The following is a 21,385-nucleotide window of genomic DNA, read 5'->3' on the forward strand; positions in this document are numbered from 1 at the left end:
ACTGTTTGCGGCCTCGTATCGCTCGCATGTGCCAGAGCGCTCTCGTCGGAGGTTTCATGTTCGCCCTGCGTCCCGCCCTGCTCGCGCTCGCCCTCGCCGGTGCCGCGCTGAACACCCATGCCGCCACGCCGCCGGTCACCGAGGCGGCCGTGGTGTCGCACTACGCGGAACTCGTGTACGCGAACTACAGCGATGCCCTCGCCGGCGCCAGGGCCGTGCAGGCCGCGGTGCAGCGCTTCGTTGCCGCGCCGAGCGCCGAGGGGCTCGTCGCCGCGCGGCGTGCCTGGCTCGCCGCGCGCGAGGCCTACGGGCAGACCGAGGCCTTCCGCTTCTACGCCGGCCCGATCGACGCCGAGGACGGCCCCGAGGGGCGCATCAACGCCTGGCCGCTCGACGAGTCCTACATCGACTACGTCAAGGGCAAGCCGAAGGCCGGCATCATCAACGACCCGCGCGTCACCATCAGCGCCGACAACCTCGCCAGGCTCAACGAGAAGGGCGGCGAGGAGAACGTCGCGACCGGCTGGCACGCGATCGAGTTCCTGCTGTGGGGGCAGGATTTCAGCAAGGACGGCCCCGGCAACCGCCCCTACACCGACTACGTCGACGGCGGCGGAGCGCCCAACCCCGAGCGTCGCCGGCTCTACCTGGCGACCGTCGCCGACCTGCTGGTGGCGGACCTCGACAGCGTCACCCGCGCCTGGACGCCGGGCGTCGCCGACAACTACCGCGCGCGCTTCGTCGCCGAGCCGCCGCGGGCCTCGCTGAAGAAGATCCTGATCGGCCTGGGTTCGCTGTCGCGCGCCGAGCTCGCCGGCGAGCGCATGGAGGTCGCGCTCGACAACCGCGACCAGGAGGACGAGCACTCGTGCTTCAGCGACAACACCCACCGCGACATCGTCGCCAACGCGAGCGGCATCCGTAACGTCTACAGCGGGCGCTACACCCGCGCCGACGGCAGCGTGCTCGAAGGCCCCGGCGTGCAGGCACTGCTCGCCACGGTCGACGCGCCGCTCGCCGAGCGCCTCGGCCGCGAGATCGACGCCGCGGTGGTCGACGCCGCGGCGATCCACGCGCCGTTCGACCGCGAGATCGTCAACCCCGCCGGGCGCAAGCGCGTGGCGGCGACGGTCAAGGCGCTGAAGGTGCAGACCGCGACCCTGGTGCAGGCGGCCAGGGCGCTCGGCATCCCCAGCCTCAACGTCAGCGGCTGAGGGCCCGGCATGCGCAAGCTCATCGCGCTGCTCGCGCTCGCGGGCGCCGCCGCCAGCGCCGCCGACACGCCCCCGGTGCCGCCCGAGGCGCTGTCCGGCGGCGACACCACGGTGTTCGAGGACGGGCGCGACGCCTTCTCGCTCGCCTCGCGCAACCTGCCGGCGGAGCGCCTCACCGACTTCGTCATCGGCAACTCGTTCTTCAAGAAGAACTGGGTCGCCGCGCCGGCCTCGACCACCGCGCGCGACGGCCTGGGGCCGCACTTCATCGCGCGCTCGTGCTCGGGCTGCCACACCCTCGATGGCCGCGGCGCGCCGCCGGCCGCGCCCGACGAGGCGCCGATGGCGCTGCTGATCCGCCTGTCGCTGCCGGGCCGCGGCAGCCCGCAGGCCGGCGTCGTCCCCGAGCCGACCTACGGCGACCAGCTCGACACCGACGCCATCCCCGGCGTCAGGCCCGAGGGGCGGGTGCGCATCCGCTACACCGAGCGCCCCGGGCAGTTCGCCGACGGCACCCCGTACGCGCTGCGCGAGCCGCACTACGAACTCTACGATCTCGGCTACGGGCCGCTCGCCCCCGGCACGCTGCTGTCGCCGCGCGTCGCCCCGCAACTGATCGGCATGGGGCTGATCGAGGCGATTCCCGAGGCCGCGATCCTGGCGCACGCCGACCCCGACGATCGCGACGGCGACGGCATTTCCGGGCGCCCCAACCCCGTGTGGAACGCGGTGACCCGGCGCACCGGGCTCGGGCGCTTCGACTGGAAGGCCAACTCGGCCGGGGTCGCGCACCAGGTGGCCGGCGCCTTCAACGGTGACATGGGCATCACCAGCCCGATCTTCCCGACACACCCGTGCACCCGTGCGCAGGCCGACTGCCGCACCGCCTCCAACGGTGGCACGCCGGAGATCGACGCCGCCGATCTGCGCAAGGTGGTGTTCTACACGATGCAGCTCGCGCCGCCGGCGTTCCGCCACTGGGATGAACCGGCGGTGCAGCGCGGCCGCGCGCAGTTCCACGCGCTCGGCTGCGCCGCCTGCCACACGCCCGAGTTCCGCACCGGCGAGCTGAAGGGCTTCCCGGAGTTGTCCGGGCAGACCATCCGGCCGTACAGCGACTTCCTGCTGCACGACATGGGGCCGGGGCTCGCCGACGGGCGCCCCGACTTCGCCGCCAGCGGCAGCGAATGGAAGACCCCGCCGCTGTGGGGCATCGGCCTGTTCCCGGCGGTGAACGGGCATTCCAACTACCTGCACGACGGCCGCGCGCGCGACCTGATGGAAGCCGTGCTGTGGCACGGCGGCGAGGCCGAGGCCGCGCAGCGGCGCGTGCTGGCGCTCGACGCGCAGGCGCGCGCGGACCTGATCGCCTTCCTGAGGGCCCTGTGATGTCGCGTGCCTGCTCCGCCCGCCGCCTGGCGGCGCTCGTCCTGCTCGTGCTGGCCGCGCCCGCGGCCCGCGCCGTCGACCTGCACGCGCTGCTCGGCGCCTTCGCCGACGACCAGCTCGTCCCGGCCTACCGCGGCTTCGCCGCCGACGGCGCGGCACTCGCCGCGCGCGCGCAGGCGCTGTGCACCGGCAGGCCCGACGCGGCGAAGCTCGCCGCGACGCGCACCGCCTGGCGCGACGCCTACGTGCGCTGGCGCGGGCTCGACGCGGTGCAGTTCGGGCCGGCGCTCGACCTGCGCGTGGGGCGCGCGCTCGATGCCTGGCCGGTGCGCCCGCGGCTGGTCGACGAGGGCCTCGCCAGGGGGCCGGCGACGCTCGCCTTCAAGGACGTCGGTGCCCAGGGCAAGGGCCTCGCCGCGCTCGAATACCTGCTGTGGGACCCCGCGCGCGGCGAGGCCGAGCTGCTCGCCGGCCTCGCCGGCGCGCGCTGCGCCTACCTGCTCGGCGCGGCGCGCGAGCTCGCGCACGAGGCCGCCGCGCTGTGGGTGCGCTGGGATCCGCAGCGCGGCCGCTTCGCCCGCGAGATCGCCGAGGCCGGGCACTTCGGCGCCGACCCCCGCCACCCCTACCTGACCGAGCGCGCCGCGCTCGGCGAACTGGTCAACCGCCTGGTCGCCGGGCTCGAAGCCAGCGCCGGCCGCCGCCTGGCGCGGCCGGCCGGGCTCGGCGCGCACGGCGACCCGTCCCCCGAGCGCTTCGAGGCCGCGCGCAGCGGCGCCACCCGCGCCGGCCTGCTCGCGCACCTCGATGCGGTGCGCGCGGTGCTGAACGGCCCCGGCGGCGACGCCGGCCTCGTCGCGGTGCTGCGCGACGGCGGCCACGCCGCGCTCGCCGCGCGCCTCGACGCGGCGGGGCAGGCGGCGCAGGCGGCGGTCGCGGCACTGCCCGAGCCGCTGGCAGCGGCGGTGGTCGAGCGGCGCGCGGCGATCGAGGCCGCCTTCAACGCGCTGCTGGCGCTGCGCGGGCTGCTCGAGACCGAGGTCGCCACGACCGTCGGCGTGACCATGGACTTCAACGAAAACGATGGCGACTGACGCGCTGCCGCCCTGCGGCCTGACGCGCCGCGCGCTGCTGCGCGGCCTCGCCGCCGGCGTGCTGGCGCACGCCTGGCCGCTGGCGCAGGCGCAGGAGGCCGCGCTGGCCGGCGCCGGCGTGCTCGCGGCGTGGAGCACGCTCGACGGGCGCCACCGCTGCGGCGGGCTGCGCGCCGACGGCCGCGTGTTCGGGGTGGAGCTGCCGTTCCGCGGCCACGGCCTCGCCTGGCACCCGGCCTACCCCGAGCGCGTGGTGATCGCCGCGCGCCGCCCCGGCACCCGGCTCGCGCGCATCGACCTCGCCGGCGAGCGCGTGCTCGGCTTCGTCGACACCGACGACGGCCATCACGGCGGCGGCCACGTCGTCTACGCGCCCGACGGCCGCCGGCTCTTCAGCGGCGAGACCGACGTCGACAGCGGCCGCGGGCGCATCGTCGTGCGCGACCCGCAGACGCTCGCCGCGCTCGCCGAGTGGGATGCAGGCGGCGTCGAACCGCACGAGCTGCTCGCGCTCGCCGACGGCACGCTGTTCGTCGCCAACGGCGGCCTGCGCCTCGACCCGGCGACCGGCCGGCGCGTGCTCAACCCCGGCGCCACCGACTCCAGCCTGGTGCGGCTCAATGCGCGCGACGGCCGCGTGCTCGGCCGCTGGCGCCTCGACGACCGCGAGCAGAGCCTGCGCCACCTCGCCCTCGGCGGCGACGGCACGCTGTGGGTCGGCCTGCAGCACCAGAGCGCCGGCGCCGCGGTGCCGGTGCTCGCGCGGCTGGATCGCCACGGCACGCTCGCCGCGTGCGCCGCGCCGCCGGCGGTGCTCGACGCCGCGGCCGCCTACTGCGCGAGCCTCGCCGCCGCTGCCGACGGCACGCTGGCGCTGACCTGCACGCGCGGCGACCGCGTGCTGCTCTACGCCGGCGACGGGCGCCTGCGCGCCGCGGTGGAGGTCGCCAAGCCCGCCGGTGTCGCCTGCGTGCCGGTCGCCGACGGCGGCGCACGCTTCCTCGTCAGCAGCGAACTCGGCGAGTTGGTGGCGATCGACCCGGCGGCCCCGCACGCCCCCGAGGCCCTGTCCGGCGGCCCGCGCTGGGACAACCACCTGTACGCGCTGCCGCACGCCGGCTAGGGGCGCGGATCGGCCGGCACGCGGCGACGGGGAGGGTGCGGCGTTTATCGCGGTGCAGCACGGGGGACCCGTGCGCGGCGCGATGGGTTATTCTCCGCCCCCCATGAACCGCCGATCCACCGCCCGCCCATGCGCCTGAGCAAGATCAAGCTTGCCGGGTTCAAGAGCTTCGTCGACCCCACCACGGTGCACTTCCCGAGCAACCTCGTCGGCGTGCTGGGGCCGAACGGCTGCGGCAAGTCCAACGTGATCGACGCGGTGCGCTGGGTGATGGGCGAATCCGCGGCGAGCCGCCTGCGCGGCGACGCGATGGCCGACGTGATCTTCAGCGGCTCGGCGTCGCGCAAGCCGGTCGGGCAGGCGATGGTCGAACTGGTGTTCGACAACAGCCTCGGGCGCCTCGGCGGTGCCTGGGCCGGCTTCAGCGAGATCGCGGTGCGCCGGCAGGTGAACCGCGACGGCCAGAGCGGCTACTTCCTGAACGGCGCCCGCTGCCGGCGCCGCGACATCACCGACCTCTTCCTCGGCACCGGCCTCGGCCCGCGCAGCTACGCGATCATCGAGCAGGGCATGATCTCGCGGGTGATCGAGGCGCGCGCCGAGGACCTGCGCGGCTTCTTCGAGGAGGCCGCCGGCATCTCGCGCTACAAGGAGCGCCGCCGCGAGACCGAGACGCGCATCCGCCACACCCGCGACAACCTCGAGCGCCTCGCCGACGTGCGCGAGGAACTCGACAAGCGCCTGGTCACGCTGCAGCGCCAGGCACGCCAGGCCGAGCAGTACCGCGAGCTGCGCGCCGAGGAGCGGCGGGTGCGGGCCGAGCTGCTCGCGCTGCGCTGGCGGGCGCACGACGTCGAGCTCGCCGCGCGCGAGCGCGCGATCGCCGCCGGCGAGACGCAGCTCGCGGCGATCCTCGCCGAGCAGCGCGGCGTCGAGGCCGCGCTGGCGGAGGGGCGCGAGCACCACGCCGCGTGTTCCGCCGCGGTGGAGCAGGCGCAGGCGCGCGCCTTCGCGCTCGCCACCGAACTCGCGCGGGTCGAGCAGGCGCTGGAAGCCGCACGCGGGCTGCGCACCCGCAACCGCGAGGAGCTGACGCGCAGCCGCGCCGCGCTCGACGCGCTCGCCGGCAACCGCGCCGACGACTTCGCCCGGCGCGACCAGCTCGCCGCCGCGCTCGCCGAGGACGAGCCCCGCGCCGAGGCGCTCGCCGCGGCCGGCGAGGCCGCGCAGGCGCAGCTCGCCACGGTCGAGCGCGAGCTGCACGCCTGGCAGGCCGCCTGGGACGCCTTCGCCCACGAGGCGGCGGCGGCACAGCGCCGCGCCGAGGTCGAGCGCGCGCGCATCGAGGCCTGCGAGCGGCGCCTGCTCGACCACGAGCGGCGCGGCGAGCGGCTCAGGCTCGAACGCGGCGCGCTCGCCGCCGCCGGCCTGGCGCAGGCGCTGGCCGAGGCCGACGCCGAGGCGCAGCGGGCGGGGGATGAACTCGCCGCGGCGCAGCGGCGGCTCGCCGACGCCGAGGCCGCGCTCGCCGGCGGCCGCGAGGCGCTGCGCGCGGCCGGAGCCGAACGCGACACCCTGCGCGCGCGCGTCGCGGCCGGCCGCGGGCGCCTCGCCTCGCTCGAAACCCTGCAGGAAGCCGCTCTCGGCGGGCGCGACGAGGCGCTGGCGGCGTGGCTCGCCGCGCTCGGCCTGGGCACGGCGGGGCGCTTGGCGCAGGCCCTGGAGGTCGAGCCGGGCTGGGAGGCGGCCGTCGAATGCGTGCTCGGCGGCGCGCTCGAGGCGGTCTGCGTCGAGGCGCTCGACGGCCCGGCGGCGCGGCTCGCCGAGCTCGCGCGCGGCAGCCTGTGCCTGTTCGAAACCACCACCGTGGCGGCGCCGCCGGCGCCGGCGGATGCACTGGCGGCACGGGTGCGCGCGCCGTGGCCGCTGCAGCACCTGTTCGGCGCGGTGGGCACCGCGCCCGATCTCGCCGCCGCGCTCGCCGCGCGCACCGCCCTCGGCCCCGGCGAGTCGCTGGTCACGCCCGACGGCGCCTGGCTCGGCCGCGGCTGGCTGCGCGCGCAGCGCGGCGGCGACGCCCACGCCGGCGTGCTCGCCCGCGAGCGCGAGATCCACGCGCTGCGCGACGCGCTCGGCGCCGACCAGGCGGCGCTGGCCGCGCTCGCGGTGCACCTCGACGCCGTGCAGGAGGCGCTCGGCGGGCACGAGGCGGCGCGCCGCGAGGCGCAGGAGGCGGTCAACCTCGGCCACCGCGCGCAGGCGCAGGCGCAGGCGCAGGCCGGGACGCTGCGCGCGCGCAACGAGCAGAACGCGGCGCGGCACGCGGCGATCGAGCACGAGCTCGACGAGCTGCGCGCGCACGCCGCCGAGGAGCGCGAGGTGCTCGCCGAGGCGCGGCTCACCCTCGAAGCGGCGCTGGAGGCGATGCAGGGCGGCGAGGCCGAGCGCACGGCGCGGCAGGCCGAGCGCGAGCGCCTGCGCGCCGCGCAGGAGACGGCGCGCGGCGCGGCGCGCGAGACGCGCGAGGCGGCGCTGCGCCTCGCGGTGGAGCTCGGCTCGCGGCGCACCGCGCTGGCCTCGGTCGAGCAGGCGCTGGCGCGGCTCGCCGCGCAGCACGACGCCCTCGCGGCACGTTGCGCGCAGCTCGATGCCGAACTCGCCGCGGCCGAGCCGCCGCTCGCCGAGCTCGCCGCCCAGCTCGACGCCGGGCTGGCGCAGCGCCTGGAATCCGAGGCCGCGCTCACCGCGGCGCGCGAGGCCGCCGAAACCGCCGCCGCGCGCCTGCGCGAGTTCGAACACGCCCGCGGCGGCTGCGAGCTGCGCCATGGCGTCGCGCGCGAGCGGCTCGAAGCCGAGCGCCTCGCCGGCCACGAGGCGCAGGTGCGCCGGCAGGCGCTCGCCGAGCAGCTCGCCGCCCTCGACGCCGACCCCGCGGCGATCCTGCCCGAGGTGCCGGCGAACGCCACCGAGGCGGCGTGGCAGGCGCGCCTCGACGAGCTCGCCGCGCGCCTGCAGCGCCTCGGCAACGTCAACCTGACGGCGATCGAGGAGTTCGCCGAGGTCGGCGAGCGCAAGCGCTACCTCGACGCCCAGCACGCCGACCTGGTCGAGGCGCTGGGCACGCTGGAGGCGGCGATCCGCAAGATCGACCGCGAGACGCGCGCGCGCTTGCGCGAGACCTTCGAGCGCGTCAACGCCGGCCTGGAGACGCTGTTCCCGCGCCTGTTCGGCGGCGGCCGCGCCTACCTGGAGCTGACCGGCGAGGACGTGCTCGACGCCGGCGTGGCGATCATGGCGCAGCCGCCGGGCAAGCGCGTCGGCAACATCCACCTGCTGTCGGGCGGCGAGAAGGCGCTGACCGCGGTGGCGCTGGTGTTCGCGATCTTCCATCTGAACCCGGCACCGTTCTGCATGCTCGACGAGGTCGACGCCCCGCTCGACGAGGCGAACGTCGGGCGCTTCGGCCAGTTGCTGCGCGAGATGGCCGAGCGCGTCCAATTCATCTTCATCACCCACAACAAGGCCACGATGGAGGTCGCCGATCACCTGGCCGGCGTTACCATGCACGAGCCGGGCGTGTCCCGGATCGTGGCGGTGGACGTCGACGAGGCGGTGCGTCTCGCGGCAGTCTGAACGAGGGGCGGCGGTGGCGCCTGGCGTCGCCGGTCCCGGGAGCAAGGTTATGAACTGGTGGAATCAGCTTACCCCCGAGCAGATGCGCCTGGTGGTGCTCGCGCTCGGCGGCGTGGTGTTCGCGCTGGTGTGGCTGTGGGGCATCCGCGCGCGCATCCGCGACGGCCTGGCGGAGCGCCGCCGCCGCCGCGCCGCCGCGCTCGCCGAGCCGACCGCCGAGGGCCTCGCCGCCGATGCCGACGCGCAGCCGCTCGGCGACCTCGCCGGCGTGGCCGCGCGCGACCCGTTCGCGCACCAGCGCCTGGTCGACGTCGAGATCCGGCCGATCCGCCGCGAGCCCGAGCCGTCCCCGCCGAGTGGCGCCGACGCGCTGCCGCTGCGCCCGGCGAGCGACAGCGTGCCGCCGGCCGAGGTGGCCGCGGCGCGCGCCGAGCCCGCACCGGCGCCGCAGCAGACGCCGATCCCGCCGCTGCGCCTGCGCCCGGCGGCGAACGCCGGGGCCACCGCCGAGGAGTCGCGCCCGCGCCCGGCCGAGCCGATGCACGTGATCCTGACGGTGATGGCCGACCCCGGCGCACGCTTCACCGGCATGGAGATCCTGATGGCGGCGCACGAACTGGGGCTCAAGTTCAGCACCCAGGGCGTGTTCGACGGCTACCCGAGCGGCGAGGTCAAGGGCAAGCCGGTGTTCAGCATCGCCAACGTGGTCGAGCCCGGCGCCTTCCCGCCGGACCGGATCCAGGCGCTGCAGACGCCGGGGCTTTTGCTGTTCATGCGCCTGCCCGGCGCGCTGGCGCCGTTGGCCGCGCTCGAGATGATGCTGAGTCACGCCCGGCGCCTCGCCGCGCGCCTCGGCGGCACGCTCTGCGACGAGCGCCGCAACCGCCTCGGGCCGGAGGCGATCGGCCGCCTGCGCGCGCAGGTCGTCGAGTACCAGCGCAAGTCGCGCCTGCCCGAGTTCTCCTGAGGCCACGCCCGGCCGCGCACCCGCCGCGGCGCCCCTCCGAATCCAGCCGTCACCGACGCCGATGCCCGACCCGACCGATCTCGACCGCGTGCAGGCGCTGCGCGAGGCGCTGCGCCACCACGAGTACCGCTACTACGTGCTCGACGACCCCGAGGTGTCGGACGCCGAGTACGACCGGCTGATGGCCGAGCTGCGCGCGCTCGAGGCGGCGCACCCGCAGTGGGTCACGGCGGATTCGCCGACGCAGCGCGTCGGCGGGGCGCCGGCGGCGGGCTTCGCCAGCGTCGCGCACGCGCTGCCGATGCTGTCGCTCGACAACGCCTTCAGCGACGATGACGTGCTCGATTTCGACCGCCGCGCGCGCGAGCGCCTGGCCGCGGCGGGGATCGCGGTCGAGCGCATCGGCTACGCCGCCGAGCCCAAGCTCGACGGGCTGGCGGTGAGCCTGCGCTACGAGCACGGGGTGTTCGTGCGCGGGGCGACCCGTGGCGACGGCACGCTGGGCGAGGACATCACCGCCAACCTGCGCACCGTCGGCGGCATCGCGCTGCGCCTGCGCGGGCACGACTGGCCGCCGGTGCTGGAGGTGCGCGGCGAGGTGTTCATGCGCCGCGCCGACTTCGATGCGCTCAACGCGCGCCAGGCGGCGGCCGGCGACAAGCCCTTCGTCAACCCGCGCAACGCCGCCGCCGGCAGCCTGCGCCAGCTCGACCCGGCGATCACCGCGGCGCGGCGCCTGTCGTTCTACGCCTACGGCCTCGGCGAGGTGGTCGACGGCGCGCTGCCCGACAGCCACGCGGCGATCATCGACCGGCTCGCCGGCTGGGGTCTGCCGGCGTGCCCGGAGCGGCGGCGCGTCGACGGCCCGCAGGGCTGCCTCGCGTACTACGCCGGGATCGGTGCGCGGCGCGCGGCGCTGCCGTACGACATCGACGGCGTGGTCTACAAGGTCGACCGCATCGACTGGCAGCGCGTGCTCGGCTTCGTGTCGCGTGCGCCGCGCTGGGCGGTGGCGCACAAGTTCCCGGCGCAGGAGGAGCTGACCACGGTCGAGGCGATCGACGTGCAGGTCGGGCGCACCGGCGCGATCACCCCGGTGGCGCGGCTCGCGCCGGTGTTCGTCGGCGGCGTGACGGTGACCAACGCCACGCTGCACAACTTCGACGAGGTCGCGCGCAAGGACGTGCGCGTCGGCGACACCGTGATCGTGCGCCGCGCCGGCGACGTCATCCCCGAGGTGGTCGGCGTGCTCGCCGAGCGCCGACCGGCCGCTGCCGCGCCGTGGAACCCGCCGACGCACTGCCCGGTGTGCGGCTCGCACATCGAGCGCCCGGCCGACGAGGCCATCGCCCGCTGCAGCGGCGGCCTCGCCTGCCGGGCGCAGCTGGTCGAGGCGGTCAGGCACTTCGCCAGCCGCCGCGCGATGGACATCGAGGGGCTCGGCGAGAAGTACGTCGAGGGCCTGTACGCCGAACCCGGCGCCGATGGCGACGGGTTCGAGGGCCCGGTGCGGACCGTCGCCGACCTCTACCGGCTGAGCGTCGACGACCTGCTGGAGATGAAGCGGCGCGCCGAGCAGCGCACCGGCAAGGTCCCCGAGACGGTCAAACAGGGCAGGATCGCCACGCGCTGGGCCGAAAAGCTGATCGACGCGATCGACGCCAGCCGCCGCGCGCGGCTCGCGCGGCTGCTGTTCGCGCTCGGCATCCGCCACGTCGGCGAGAGCACGGCGAAGACGCTCGCCGACGGGCTCGGCAGCCTGGCGCGGGTGCGCCGCGCGCCGGCGGCGCTGCTGCGCGGCCTGCCCGACGTCGGCGACGCGGTCGCGGCGTCGATCGCCGAGTTCTTCGCCCAGCCCGGCAACCAGGCGGTGATCGACGCACTGCTCGCGCGCGGCGTCACGGTCGAGGACGAGCACCCGCCGGCGCCGATGCTGGCCGCCGCGCTCGGCCTCGACGCGCTGCTCGCCGGCCTCGGCGTGCCGCGGCTCACCGAGACGCGCGCGCGCCAGCTCGCACCGCACCTGCGAAGCCTCGCGCAGCTCGCCACGCCCGAGGCCGACGCGGCCTGCGCAGCGGCGGGCCTGCCCGAGGAGCTGGTCGCGGCGCTGCGCGCCTTCGCCGCCGAGCCGGGGCAGCGCGAGCGGCTCGCGGCGCTCGATGCCCTGCGCGCCGAACTGCTCGCCGCGCTGCCGGCCACGGCCGCCACGGCGGCGCCGCTCGCCGGGCAGACCGCGGTGCTCACCGGCACGCTCGCGACGATGACCCGCGAGCTCGCGCAGGCGCGGCTCGAAGCGCTGGGCGCGAAGGTGGCCGGTTCGGTGTCGAAGAGGACGAGCTTCGTCGTCGCCGGCGCCGAGGCCGGCTCGAAGCTCGCCAGGGCGCAGGCGCTGGGGGTCGAGGTGCTCGACGAGGCGACCTTCCTGGAGCGCCTCGCCGGCTGGGAGTGCGACCGCGGCTGAAGCGGGGGCGGGCAGGGCGCCCGCCCCGGGAGCTCACTTGAGCTCGATCGTGGCGCCGGCCTTGAGCTTGTCGAGGTAGTCGTTCAGCAGCTTGCCCTGCAGCATCTGCGTGAGCTGCGGCTTGAGCTCGTCGAAGGACGGCGGCGTGGCGTCGCGGACGTCGTCGAGCTGGATCACGTGCCAGCCGAACTCGGTCTTCACCGGCGTCTCGGTGAGCTTGCCCTTGTCGAGCGCGACCACCGCCTTGGCGAAGGGCTCGACCATGGTGTCGGCGGTGAACCAGCCGAGGTCGCCGCCCTGCTCCTTGGAGGCGTCGGTCGAGTTGGCCTTGGCGAGGTCCTCGAACTTCGCGCCCTTCTTCAGTTCGGCGATCAGGTTCTTCGCCTTGTCCTCGCTGTCGACCAGGATGTGGCGCGCCTTGTACTCCTTGGACTTCATCGCCGCCGTGGCCTTGTCGTACTCGGCCTTCAGCTGCGCTTCGGTCGGCTCGTGCTCCTTCAGGTACTTGCGCACCGCGGCGGTGGCGAGGACGTTGCGGCGCAACTGGTCGAGCTGGGTCTGCACCTCGGCGTCGTCGTCGAGCTTGGCGCGATCGGCCTCCTGCACCAGCAGCTCCTGCATCACCAGTTCGTCGACCAGCTCCTTGCGCGCCTCGGCGCTGTCGGCGTCGACGCCCATCGAGGCGAGCTGGCGCGCGCGCTGGCCGGCGTAGTACTGGAAGCTCGCCTTGCTCAGCGCCTTGCCGTTGACCACGGCGACCGGGTCGGGCAGCGGTGCCGGCGCAGCCGCGGCGGCGGCGGGAGCCGGGGTCGCTGCGGCGGGCTTGGCGTCCTGCGCGGTGGCGACGCCGCCGAACGCGAGCGCCGAGCACAGACCGAGCACGGCGAGGGACAGGGGATGTTGCCGGGATTTCGCGAGGTTCATGGATGACTCGAACGTTCTTCGGGGGTCAGGGCCTTGATGCTCAAGGCGTGGATGTCGCTGGACATCAGGTCGGCGAGGGCCTGGTGCACCAGCCGGTGACGCTGGATCGGGGAGCGGCCGGCGAAGGCCGCGGCGACGATGTAGACGTTGAAGTGGCCACCGCCCGAGCGCGCACCGGCGTGACCGGCGTGGGCGGCGCTGTCGTCGACGATGTCGAGCTCGTCGGGCGCGAGCGCGGCGCGCAGGCGCGCCTCGATGCGGGCGACGCGCTCGTTCACGGCAGCACCCGCTTGAACGGGAACACCTCGACCGCGGCGTAGACCCCGGCGGCGACGTAGGGGTCGGCATCGGCCCAGGTGCGCGCGGCGTCGAGCGATTCGAACTCCACCACCAGCAGGCTGCCCTGGAAGCCGGCGTCGCCGGGGTCGGGCGAATCGATGGCCGGCAGCGGGCCGGCGAGGATCAGCCGGCCTTCGGCGAGCAGCGCCTGCAGGCGCTCCAGGTGGGCCGGGCGCGCCGCCAGGCGCGCCTCGAGGCTGCCGGGGCGGTCGCGACCGAGGATGGCGTAGAGCATGGCGTTCACTCCTTGGCGTGGGGTTCGGTGTCGGCGGGTTTGAGGTGGCGGGAGAGGTACAGTGCCTGCGCGAGCGCGAAGGCGAGGGTGAGGCCGAGCATGCCGAACAGCTTGAAGTTCACCCAGGTGTCGCGGTCGAAATGGAAGGCGACGTACAGGTTGAGCGCGCCGAGCGCGGCGAAGAACATCGTCCAGGCGGCGTTGAGACGACGCCAGACCGCCGCGGGAAGTTCCATCTGCTCGTCGAGCATGCGCTGGATCAGCGGCTTGTCGCCGATCACCGCGCTGCCGGCGAAGACCAGCGCGAAGGCCCAGTTCACCGCGGTGGGCTTCCACAGCACGAAGATGTCGTCGTGGAACACCAGCGTCGCCCCGCCGAGCACCACGATCAGCGCCATCGTCACCAGCGCCATGCGCTCGACGCGCCGCTCGCGCCACCAGATCCAGGCCACCTGCGCCACGCTCGCGATCACCGCGACGGCGGTGGCGACGTAGATGTCGGCGAGCTTGTAGGCGGCGAAGAACAGCACGACGGGCAGGAGGTCGAATAGAAATCTCATCGATGCGTACGCGGGGCCCCGGAAGAAGGCGGCGAGTCTAGCGCAATCCGGCGCGGGCGGCGGCGCGTGGGGTTTGACCACGCCGCGCGGCCGGTGGCAAGGTGCGTGCCGTCGTCGTGCGAGCCGCTACGGACATGAGTGAACGCCTGGAAATCCATCCGCTGAACCCGCAGTTGCGCGTGGTGCGCCGCGTCGTCGAGGTGGTGCGCGGCGGCGGCGTGATCGCCTATCCGACCGACTCCTGCTACGCGCTCGGCTGCCAGGTCGGCGACAAGGGCGCGCAGGAGCGCATCCAGCGCATCCGCCGCGTCGACGAGAAGAAGCACAATTTCACGCTGGTCTGCCGCGATCTGTCGGAGATCGCCACCTATGCCAAGGTCGACAACAGCCAGTACCGGCTGCTGAAGGCGCTGACGCCCGGCCCGTTCACGTTCATCCTGCGCGCCACCCACGAGGTGCCGCGACGCCTGCAGAACCCGAAGCGCAAGTCCATCGGCCTGCGCGTGCCCGATCATCCGGTGGTGGCGGCGCTGCTCGCCGAGCTCGACGAGCCGCTGATGAGCAGCACGCTGCTGCTGCCGGACGCCGAACTGCCGCTGAACGACCCGGACGAGATCGAAGCGCGCCTGGGCAAGCTGCTCGACCTGATCGTCGACGCCGGCCCCTGCGGCGTGGAGCCCACCACGGTGCTCGACCTGATCGACGGCGTGCCGGTGCTGGTGCGCCAGGGCCGCGGCGACGCCAGCGCGTTCCTGCCGGGCGGCGACTGAGCGCCGGCGCCCGCACCGGCCAGATCCCCCGCGGGCGGCAGCGGTGGCCGCCGCGCCCCCTTTCCCCGCATTCCCTTCACCCCCCGCCGGCGGCGGACCACGGGAGGACCCCACGCGCATGAACCACATCGTCATCGGTCTCGGCGGCACCGGCGGCAAGATCATCCGCGCGTTCCGCAAGCTGATCTACCAGGAGTTCCGCCGCGAGAAGCCCGACGGCGTCGAGATCGGCTACCTCTACGTCGATTCGAGCAGCGAGATGATGGCGGTCGACGATCCGAGCTGGAAAATCCTCGGCGTCTCCACGCAGCTGCCGCCGGCCTGCCAGCTGCTGATCACCGATGCCGACCTCGGCGCGCGCCTCGACAACCTCGACAACTACCCCGGCATCAGGCCGTGGATCGGCGACCGCGAGCAGTGGCGCGACATCCTCAACAGCATCGTCGGGGTCACGCTCGGCGGGCAGAAGCGCCGCCTCGGGCGCTTCCTGTTCGCCTGCAAGGCCGACCGCTTCCGCGAGCAGGTGCAGACGCAGGTGCGCCAGGTGCAGGCCTCGGGCATCACCGAGGTCACCTTCCACGTGCTCTGCGGGCTCGCCGGCGGCACCGGCAGCGGCAGCCTGATCGACGTGCTCGCGCAGCTGCGCGAGCTCTACCCGGAGTCGGCGCGCTACCGCATCCTCGCCTACACGCTGCTGCCCGACCCCTACCCGCCGCCGAACTGGGACACCGGCAACTACCACGCCAACGGCTACGCGGCGCTGCTGGAGCTCAACGCGCTGTCGACCGGGCAGTACCAGCCCTGGGACGTGCTCGGCGTGAAGGGGCGCCTGCGCCTCGCCGACCCCTTCAACGGCTGCTACGTGTTCGGCAACGAGAACGAGAACGGGCTGACCGTCGACGTCGACCAGGAGCTGCCGGGCATCGTCGGCGAGTTCCTGTACCAGAAGATCGTACGCGCCCGCCAGCTCGGCTGGGCGACGCTCGCGCGCATGGAGAACGCCGAGAACGGCGACGGCACCCCCGAGACCGCGCCGGGCGGCCGGCGCGCGGAGCGCTCGAAGCGCTTCCTCGCCTTCGGCATCAAGCGCCTGGTGATCCCCGAGGAGGAGATCGGTGAGTTCCTGGGCTTCGGCTTTGCCCGCCAGGCGCTCCTGCAGCTCGCCTACAACCACTGGCAGGACGCCGCCGGCTTCATCGAGGAGGCGCGCCCCGAGGACTTCGCCGCGCAGGTGCGCCAGGCCGACGCGCTGGCGCGCTGGGGGCTCGGCGACGATCACCTGCTGATGGTGACGCCGCTGCTGCCCGGCGACGGCGTGTCGCCGAAGTGGCAGAACCTCGCCGCCGAATGGGACACGGTGCTGCCGCACTTCAAGGGCATGGTGCGCACGCTCGAGCAGGCGGCGTGGCTCGACGAGCTCGCCAAGCTGTGCCAGAAGCGCTTCGACGAGGACTGGCGTGCGCTCGGCGTGCAGGCGTTCTACCAGTCGCGATTCAAGGCCCGCAAGGACATCGCCCGCGAGGTGCGCCTGCGCCTGGAGCGCGAGCTGTGCAACGAGTGGCGCATCGGTGCGCGCTCGCTGTACGCCTGCGCGCGCCTGCTCGCGGCGCTGGTCGAGGCGCTGCGCGAGCGCCACGACGGCTTCGAGGCGACGCTCGCGAAGGTGCGCGCGGCCGAACAGGAGGCGCAGGCGCGGCTCGCCCAGAACGGCCACAAGTGGGCGGGCATCGGGCTCATGGGCCGGCTCGTCGGCTCCCCGGCCAAGGTGCTCGACGCCCACGCCATCTACCTGCAGGAGCTCTACGTCAACCGCACCCGCGCGGTGGCGATCGCCACCGCCAGGGCGGTGCTGGCGGAGATCGTCGACGAGCTCACCGCGCTCGCCGCCGAGGTCGAGCGCGCCCACGCGACCGTGCAGGAGGCCCTCAAGCGCTTCGGCGTGCGGCTCGAACAGCGCTGCGTCGACGCCGGTGCCGAGCGCGACCTGCGCCGCCACCTGATCCGCTTCTACGACCCGGCGCACGTGCGCGCGATCGCCCGCACCCTCACGCTCGACCAGGAGACCCAGCGCACCCAGGCGAGCCGCGCCCGCGGAGCGGTGTTCGAGCGCCTCGGCGACACGCCGCTGTTCAGCGTGTTCAACCAGCGCGTCAATGCCTCGGCGCTGCTCGACACGCTGGAAACGGTCTGCGACGAGGGCGCGCGGCTCGCCCACGATGCGCTGGTCGCCGAGCGCCGCGCCCGCGTGCTCGGCGTGTCCATCCTCGGCAAGCTGGAGGAGCGCTACGGCGCCGATCCGCAGGCGCTGCGCGTGTACGTCGGCGAGCTCGCGCGCAGCGCCGGGGTGTTCACGCGCATCGACGCGCTGGAGAAGCAGCGCGTGGCGGCGGGCATCCCGGCCGGGGTGCCGACCGCGCTCGGCAAGTTCACCGTGATCCTGCCGCGCCCCGGCGAGCACGGCGCCTTCGCCGCGCGGCTCAAGGACGACTTCCGCGCCACCCGCAGCGGCGACGTCGAGATCCTCGAGGGCGGCGAGCGCGACAACGAGATCTGCCTGATCTCGCTGAGCAACCTGCTGCCGCTGCGCTTCCTGAAGCCGGTCGCCTTCCTGCGCGAGCGCTACGAGCGGCGCCTCGGCAGCGGCGATGCGCGGCGTGCCGCGCTCGAACTGCACACCGAGGGCGATGGCGGGCGCTATCCCTCGCTGTACGTGCCGGGGGTGGAGGAGATCCGCGGCGAGGGCCTGCCCTACGTGCTGCTCGCGCGCGCGCTCGGCTACCTGCAGGAGGGGCGCAACCCCGACACCGGCGCCGCCGAGGTGCTGCTGCTCGGCAAGGACGCCGACGGCTTCGATCGTGCGCCGCTCAGGCTCGGCGCGCGCTTCGTCGAGGCCTGGGAGGCGCTCGACCTGGACAAGCTCGACACGCTCCGCGAGGCCGTGCAGCAGGCGCTCGACGGCCCCGGGCTGCGTCACGCCGATCCGCGCCAGGCGCTGGCGCAGGCGGTGCTCGCCAGCGTCGAGGCGGTCAAGGCCGAGCGCGGCGGCAACGTCCAGGATGCGGTCTATCAGCGTTTCGTCGACGCCGGCCGGCGTGCGGTGCGCCTGCTGAAGCGGGAGGAGGCTTGAATGGCGGTACGCAAGGGCATCTGTTCGAACATCGGCAACTGCGAGGTCGCCAACGCGAAGAAGGTCGTCGAGATCGGGCCGGGGCAGGACTTCGTCTGCCCCGGCTGCGGCAGGACGCTGTTCCTGCACCAGCCGAAGAACTCGTCGGCGACGCTGCTGGTGATCGGCGGGCTGCTCGCCGTGGTGCTCGCCGGCAGTGCCTGGCTGATCCTCGGCCGCGGTGCGGACGAGGAGGCGGCCGCAGCGCGCCAGGCAGCCGAGGCGCAGGCTGCGGCGCAGGCGCGGCAGGCCGAGGCCGAGCGCCGCGTGCAGGACGAGGCCGCGCAGCGCGAGGCGCTCGCGCGCCAGCAGGCCGAAGCCGCCCGGCAGCAGGAGGAGGCGCGCCGGCAGCAGGCCGAAGTCGCCCGCCGGCAGGAGGAGGAGCGCGCCCGCCAGGCCGCCACTGCCGCCGAGGCCGAGCGCCGCGCGCAGGAGGAGGCCGCGCAGCGCGAGGCGCTCGCCCGCCAGCAGGCGGAGGAGGCCGCGCGGCGCCCACCCGCCGCGGATGCCGCACGCCCGCCGGCGCGGCTGCCGCCGTGCAGCGCGCGCGATGCCGACGAGCGCCGCCGGCTCAAGCTCTGCGAGTGAGCGCGCCGCCGCCGCTGCGCCTTCCCGCCCCCTTCACCCCCCGGAGCCCCGCATGAACCGACTGTTCCGCCGCGCCCGTGCGCTCGCCCTCACGCTCGTCCCGCTGCTCGCATCGGTGTTCGCCACCGCGGCGCCGATCGCCGACTACCGCATCGTCACCGGCGGCAGCACCGGCACCTACTTCGCCTTCGGCCAGAACCTCGCCACGCTGGTCGCCCCCGCCGCGAACGTGAACCTCGAGGTGCTGAGTTCGGGCGGTTCGGTGCAGAACGTGCGCGACATGCGCTACCGCGAGAAGGTCAAGTTCGCGCTGGTGCAGTCCGACGTCTATCAGGCCTACGTCGCCCTCGCCGCGCAGGGCGACAAGGAGGCGCGCGCGCTGATCGACCCGCTGCGGGTGGTGCTGCCGCTGTACCTGGAGGAGATGCACTTCGTCGTCCCGGCGGATTCGCCGCTGCACTACATCCACGAGATCCGCGGGCGCAAGCTCTACATGGGCCCGGAGGGCAGCGGTTCGGCGCTGTCGACCACCACGCTCTACGGCCTGCTGTTCGGCGGCGAGCGCCCGAACCGGGTGAACTTCGCCACCGCCACCGACGCCGCGCAGGGCTACAAGCAGGCGCTGAACAGCCTGCTCGACCGCGACGGCCAGGTCGACGTGGTGGTGTTCGTGGCCGGCCAGCCGATCGCGCAGCTCGACGTGCCGGCCGAGCTCGGGCGCAAGCACTACCGGCTGCTGGCGCTGAAGCCCGACGAGCCGTCGCTGCGCGAGGCGCTGTCGGTGTACTACCCGGCACAGATCGCGCACGCGAGCTACGGCTGGCTCGACGCCGACGTGCCGACGCTGGCGGTCAAGGCCTACCTGATCACCTACGACTACCCGCAGGAGGTCAACCGCCGCGCCATCGGCGCCTTCGCCCGGGCGCTGTGCAGCCGCTACGACACGCTGCTCGCGCAGGGCCACCCGAAGTGGAAGCAGGTCGCGTGGACGCCGCGCGCCGGGCTCGAACCGCTGCGCGCCGGCTGGCGCTACTACGCGGTGACCGAACCGATCCTCGCCAACTGCGCCGGGCAGGGCGCGGGGCGGCCCTGTGACCAGGACCGGCGCCTGCTCGGACTCTGCGAATAGGGTGTCGGGCGCACCGGCGCGCGCCGCGGCGTGCGCTCACGGTCGCCGGACCCGCCTGCGTATACTGCGGCCATGCAAGAACTCACGGATATCCAGCGTCTCGTCGTCTCGATCCTGCCCCTGCTGTTCGCGATCACGCTGCACGAGGTGGCGCACGGCTGGGCGGCGCTGCGCTTCGGTGACACCACGGCGCTGCAGGAGGGGCGGCTGTCGCTGAACCCGCTGCATCACATCGACCCGATCGGCACCGTGCTGGTGCCGCTGCTGACCTTCGGCCTGCCGCTGCTGCTCACTGGCCAGCCCGGCTTCCTGTTCGGCTGGGCGAAGCCGGTGCCGGTGAGCATGCACCGGCTGCGCCGGCCGCGCCGCGACATGGCCTGGGTGGCGCTCGCCGGGCCCTGCGCCAACCTGGCGATGGCGCTCGGCTGGGCGCTGGTGATGGCGGGCGGCGCGTACTTCGCGCAATTCCTGCCGCTGGCCGGTGCGCCGCTGTTCTACGTCGGCGCCGCGGGCATCCTGGTCAACGCGCTGTTCGCGGTGCTGAACCTGTTCCCGATCCCGCCGCTCGACGGCTCGCGCGTGCTCGCCGCGCTGCTGCCGCCGCGCGCCGCGGCGGTGCTGTACCGCTACGAGCGCGAGGGCATGATCCTGGTGCTGATCCTCGCGGCCAGCGGCATCCTCGGGCGCCTGATCTGGCCGCTGGTCGATCTCGTCAACCGCCTGTTCCTGACCGTCGTCCTCCTGTTGCTGCGATAAATCGAGGCTTCGCTTGAGCACCCAGACCCGTATCCTCACCGGCATCACCACCACCGGTACCCCGCACCTCGGCAACTACGCCGGCGCCATCCGCCCGGCGATCGAGGCGAGCCGCTCGGGCGACGCCGAGTACTTCTTCTTCCTCGCCGACTACCACGCGCTGGTGAAATGCCAGGAGCCGGAGCGCGTGATGCAGTCGCGCCTCGAAGTGGCCGCGACCTGGCTCGCGCTCGGCCTCGACCCGGAGCGCGTGACCTTCTACCGGCAGTCCGACGTGCCCGAGATCCCCGAGCTCACCTGGCTGCTCAGCTGCGTCACCGCCAAGGGGCTGATGAACCGGGCGCACGCCTACAAGGCCGCGGTGCAGGAGAACCTCGACGCCGGCGACGCCGACCCCGATCGCGGCGTGACCATGGGGCTGTTCGGCTACCCGGTGCTGATGGCCGCCGACATCCTGATCTTCAACGCCCACAAGGTGCCGGTGGGGCGCGACCAGATCCAGCACCTGGAGATGACCCGCGACATCGCCCAGCGCTTCAACTACCTGTACGGCGAGCACTTCGTGCTGCCCGAGGTGGTGGTGGACGAGGCCACCGCGATCCTGCAGGGCCTCGACGGGCGCAAGATGAGCAAGAGCTACAACAACACGATCCCGCTGTTCGTGCCCGAGAAGGAGCTGCGCAAGCTGATCATGCGCATCGTCACCAACTCGCAGCCGCCGGGCGAGCCCAAGGACCCCGACGGCTCGACGCTGTTCCAGATCTACCGCGCCTTCGCCACGCCCGAGGAGAGCGCCGCGATGCGCGTGCGCTATGCCGAGGGCATCGGCTGGGGCGAGATGAAGCAGGTGCTGTTCGAGCGTCTCAACGGCGTGCTCGCCGGGCCGCGCGAGCACTACCAGGCGCTGCTCGCCGACCCCGAGGGACTCGAACGCATCCTGCTGGAGGGCGCCGACAAGGCGCGTGCGATCGCCACCCCCTTCCTCGCCCGGCTGCGCGCCGCGGTGGGGTTGCGGCGCCTGGCCTGAGGCCGCGCGG

At 74.3% G+C, this 21,385-nt stretch carries 17 protein-coding genes; 13 read left to right on the forward strand and 4 right to left on the reverse strand.

The annotated features are described in order from the left end of the window. The first annotated feature begins 56 nt into the window (after positions 1-56). From EV699_RS02080 to ligA, 7 genes are all read left to right on the forward strand, one after another. Entirely contained in the window at positions 57-1,214 is a 1,158-nt protein-coding gene (locus EV699_RS02080) for an imelysin family protein (protein WP_132538449.1), read from the forward strand. A 9-nt stretch (positions 1,215-1,223) separates the two neighbouring features. Then, positions 1,224-2,603 carry a di-heme oxidoreductase family protein gene (locus EV699_RS02085; protein WP_132538451.1) on the forward strand — a complete coding sequence of 460 codons (1,380 nt, stop codon included), beginning with the start codon at positions 1,224-1,226 and terminating at the stop codon, positions 2,601-2,603. Then, positions 2,603-3,697 carry an imelysin family protein gene (locus EV699_RS02090; RefSeq protein WP_132538453.1) on the forward strand — a complete coding sequence of 365 codons (1,095 nt, stop codon included), beginning with the start codon at positions 2,603-2,605 and terminating at the stop codon, positions 3,695-3,697. Before EV699_RS02085 ends, EV699_RS02090 begins: the two co-directional genes overlap by 1 nt. Continuing rightward, positions 3,687-4,820, forward strand: coding sequence for a DUF1513 domain-containing protein (locus EV699_RS02095; RefSeq protein WP_132538455.1), 1,134 nt, complete (start codon positions 3,687-3,689; stop codon positions 4,818-4,820). Before EV699_RS02090 ends, EV699_RS02095 begins: the two co-directional genes overlap by 11 nt. A gap of 129 nt (positions 4,821-4,949) precedes the next feature. Next, a complete protein-coding gene (smc, locus tag EV699_RS02100; protein ID WP_132538457.1) occupies positions 4,950-8,453 on the forward strand; it encodes a chromosome segregation protein SMC in 3,504 nt (1,167 codons plus the stop codon). Positions 8,454-8,502: 49 nt separating this feature from the next. Beyond that, positions 8,503-9,420: a cell division protein ZipA gene (locus EV699_RS02105; RefSeq protein ID WP_132538459.1), complete on the forward strand. Its 918-nt coding sequence runs from the start codon at positions 8,503-8,505 to the stop codon at positions 9,418-9,420. 61 nt (positions 9,421-9,481) lie between these two features. Further along, entirely contained in the window at positions 9,482-11,881 is a 2,400-nt protein-coding gene (gene ligA, locus EV699_RS02110; RefSeq protein ID WP_132538461.1) for an NAD-dependent DNA ligase LigA, read from the forward strand. Between the two features lie 33 nt (positions 11,882-11,914). Here ligA and EV699_RS02115 read toward each other — a convergent pair whose 3' ends face one another. Genes EV699_RS02115 through EV699_RS02130 form a run of 4 tightly spaced genes read right to left on the reverse strand, consistent with a single transcriptional unit; the run spans position 11,915 to position 13,939 of the window. Further along, positions 11,915-12,805: a peptidylprolyl isomerase gene (locus EV699_RS02115; protein ID WP_132538463.1), complete on the reverse strand. Its 891-nt coding sequence runs from the start codon at positions 12,803-12,805 to the stop codon at positions 11,915-11,917. Beyond that, entirely contained in the window at positions 12,802-13,083 is a 282-nt protein-coding gene (locus EV699_RS02120) for a BolA family protein (RefSeq protein ID WP_132538465.1), read from the reverse strand. The genes EV699_RS02115 and EV699_RS02120 overlap by 4 nt, the downstream gene beginning before the upstream one ends. Then, positions 13,080-13,379, reverse strand: coding sequence for a YciI family protein (locus tag EV699_RS02125; RefSeq protein WP_132538467.1), 300 nt, complete (start codon positions 13,377-13,379; stop codon positions 13,080-13,082). The genes EV699_RS02120 and EV699_RS02125 overlap by 4 nt, the downstream gene beginning before the upstream one ends. Before the next feature lie 5 nt (positions 13,380-13,384). Continuing rightward, a complete protein-coding gene (locus EV699_RS02130; RefSeq protein ID WP_132538469.1) occupies positions 13,385-13,939 on the reverse strand; it encodes a septation protein A in 555 nt (184 codons plus the stop codon). Between the two features lie 134 nt (positions 13,940-14,073). Between EV699_RS02130 and EV699_RS02135 the strand changes: the two genes are divergently transcribed. From EV699_RS02135 to EV699_RS02160, 6 genes are all read left to right on the forward strand, one after another. Next, the gene (locus tag EV699_RS02135; protein ID WP_132538472.1) at positions 14,074-14,709 is read left to right on the forward strand and encodes an L-threonylcarbamoyladenylate synthase; all 636 of its coding nucleotides are present in this window, start codon (positions 14,074-14,076) and stop codon (positions 14,707-14,709) included. Positions 14,710-14,827: 118 nt separating this feature from the next. After that, complete coding sequence (locus tag EV699_RS02140; protein WP_132538474.1) at positions 14,828-17,836, forward strand: tubulin-like doman-containing protein; 3,009 nt, start codon at positions 14,828-14,830, stop codon at positions 17,834-17,836. After that, complete coding sequence (locus tag EV699_RS02145) at positions 17,837-18,463, forward strand: hypothetical protein (protein WP_132538475.1); 627 nt, start codon at positions 17,837-17,839, stop codon at positions 18,461-18,463. A gap of 52 nt (positions 18,464-18,515) precedes the next feature. After that, positions 18,516-19,592, forward strand: a complete 1,077-nt coding sequence (locus EV699_RS02150; RefSeq protein WP_165903991.1) for a TAXI family TRAP transporter solute-binding subunit — start codon at positions 18,516-18,518, stop codon at positions 19,590-19,592. Positions 19,593-19,664: 72 nt separating this feature from the next. Further along, positions 19,665-20,348, forward strand: a complete 684-nt coding sequence (locus tag EV699_RS02155; RefSeq protein WP_132538477.1) for a site-2 protease family protein — start codon at positions 19,665-19,667, stop codon at positions 20,346-20,348. Positions 20,349-20,361: 13 nt separating this feature from the next. Further along, positions 20,362-21,375 carry a tryptophan--tRNA ligase gene (locus EV699_RS02160; RefSeq protein ID WP_132538478.1) on the forward strand — a complete coding sequence of 338 codons (1,014 nt, stop codon included), beginning with the start codon at positions 20,362-20,364 and terminating at the stop codon, positions 21,373-21,375. Positions 21,376-21,385 lie beyond the last annotated feature (10 nt).

This window comes from Plasticicumulans lactativorans (assembly GCF_004341245.1).
GTDB lineage: Bacteria > Pseudomonadota > Gammaproteobacteria > Competibacterales > Competibacteraceae > Plasticicumulans_A > Plasticicumulans_A lactativorans.

Bases quoted from the DNA above. Each gene is read 5' to 3' on its own strand.
- EV699_RS02080 (WP_132538449.1), top strand. From the start codon at position 57: ATGTTCGCCCTGCGTCCCGCCCTGCTCGCGCTCGCCCTCGCCGGTGCC.
- EV699_RS02085 (WP_132538451.1), top strand. From the start codon at position 1,224: ATGCGCAAGCTCATCGCGCTGCTCGCGCTCGCGGGCGCCGCCGCCAGC.
- EV699_RS02090 (WP_132538453.1), top strand. From the start codon at position 2,603: ATGTCGCGTGCCTGCTCCGCCCGCCGCCTGGCGGCGCTCGTCCTGCTC.
- EV699_RS02095 (WP_132538455.1), top strand. From the start codon at position 3,687: ATGGCGACTGACGCGCTGCCGCCCTGCGGCCTGACGCGCCGCGCGCTG.
- smc (WP_132538457.1), top strand. From the start codon at position 4,950: ATGCGCCTGAGCAAGATCAAGCTTGCCGGGTTCAAGAGCTTCGTCGAC.
- EV699_RS02105 (WP_132538459.1), top strand. From the start codon at position 8,503: ATGAACTGGTGGAATCAGCTTACCCCCGAGCAGATGCGCCTGGTGGTG.
- ligA (WP_132538461.1), top strand. From the start codon at position 9,482: ATGCCCGACCCGACCGATCTCGACCGCGTGCAGGCGCTGCGCGAGGCG.
- EV699_RS02115 (WP_132538463.1), bottom strand. From the start codon at position 12,805: ATGAACCTCGCGAAATCCCGGCAACATCCCCTGTCCCTCGCCGTGCTC.
- EV699_RS02125 (WP_132538467.1), bottom strand. From the start codon at position 13,379: ATGCTCTACGCCATCCTCGGTCGCGACCGCCCCGGCAGCCTCGAGGCG.
- EV699_RS02130 (WP_132538469.1), bottom strand. From the start codon at position 13,939: ATGAGATTTCTATTCGACCTCCTGCCCGTCGTGCTGTTCTTCGCCGCC.
- EV699_RS02135 (WP_132538472.1), top strand. From the start codon at position 14,074: ATGAGTGAACGCCTGGAAATCCATCCGCTGAACCCGCAGTTGCGCGTG.
- EV699_RS02140 (WP_132538474.1), top strand. From the start codon at position 14,828: ATGAACCACATCGTCATCGGTCTCGGCGGCACCGGCGGCAAGATCATC.
- EV699_RS02145 (WP_132538475.1), top strand. From the start codon at position 17,837: ATGGCGGTACGCAAGGGCATCTGTTCGAACATCGGCAACTGCGAGGTC.
- EV699_RS02150 (WP_165903991.1), top strand. From the start codon at position 18,516: ATGAACCGACTGTTCCGCCGCGCCCGTGCGCTCGCCCTCACGCTCGTC.
- EV699_RS02155 (WP_132538477.1), top strand. From the start codon at position 19,665: ATGCAAGAACTCACGGATATCCAGCGTCTCGTCGTCTCGATCCTGCCC.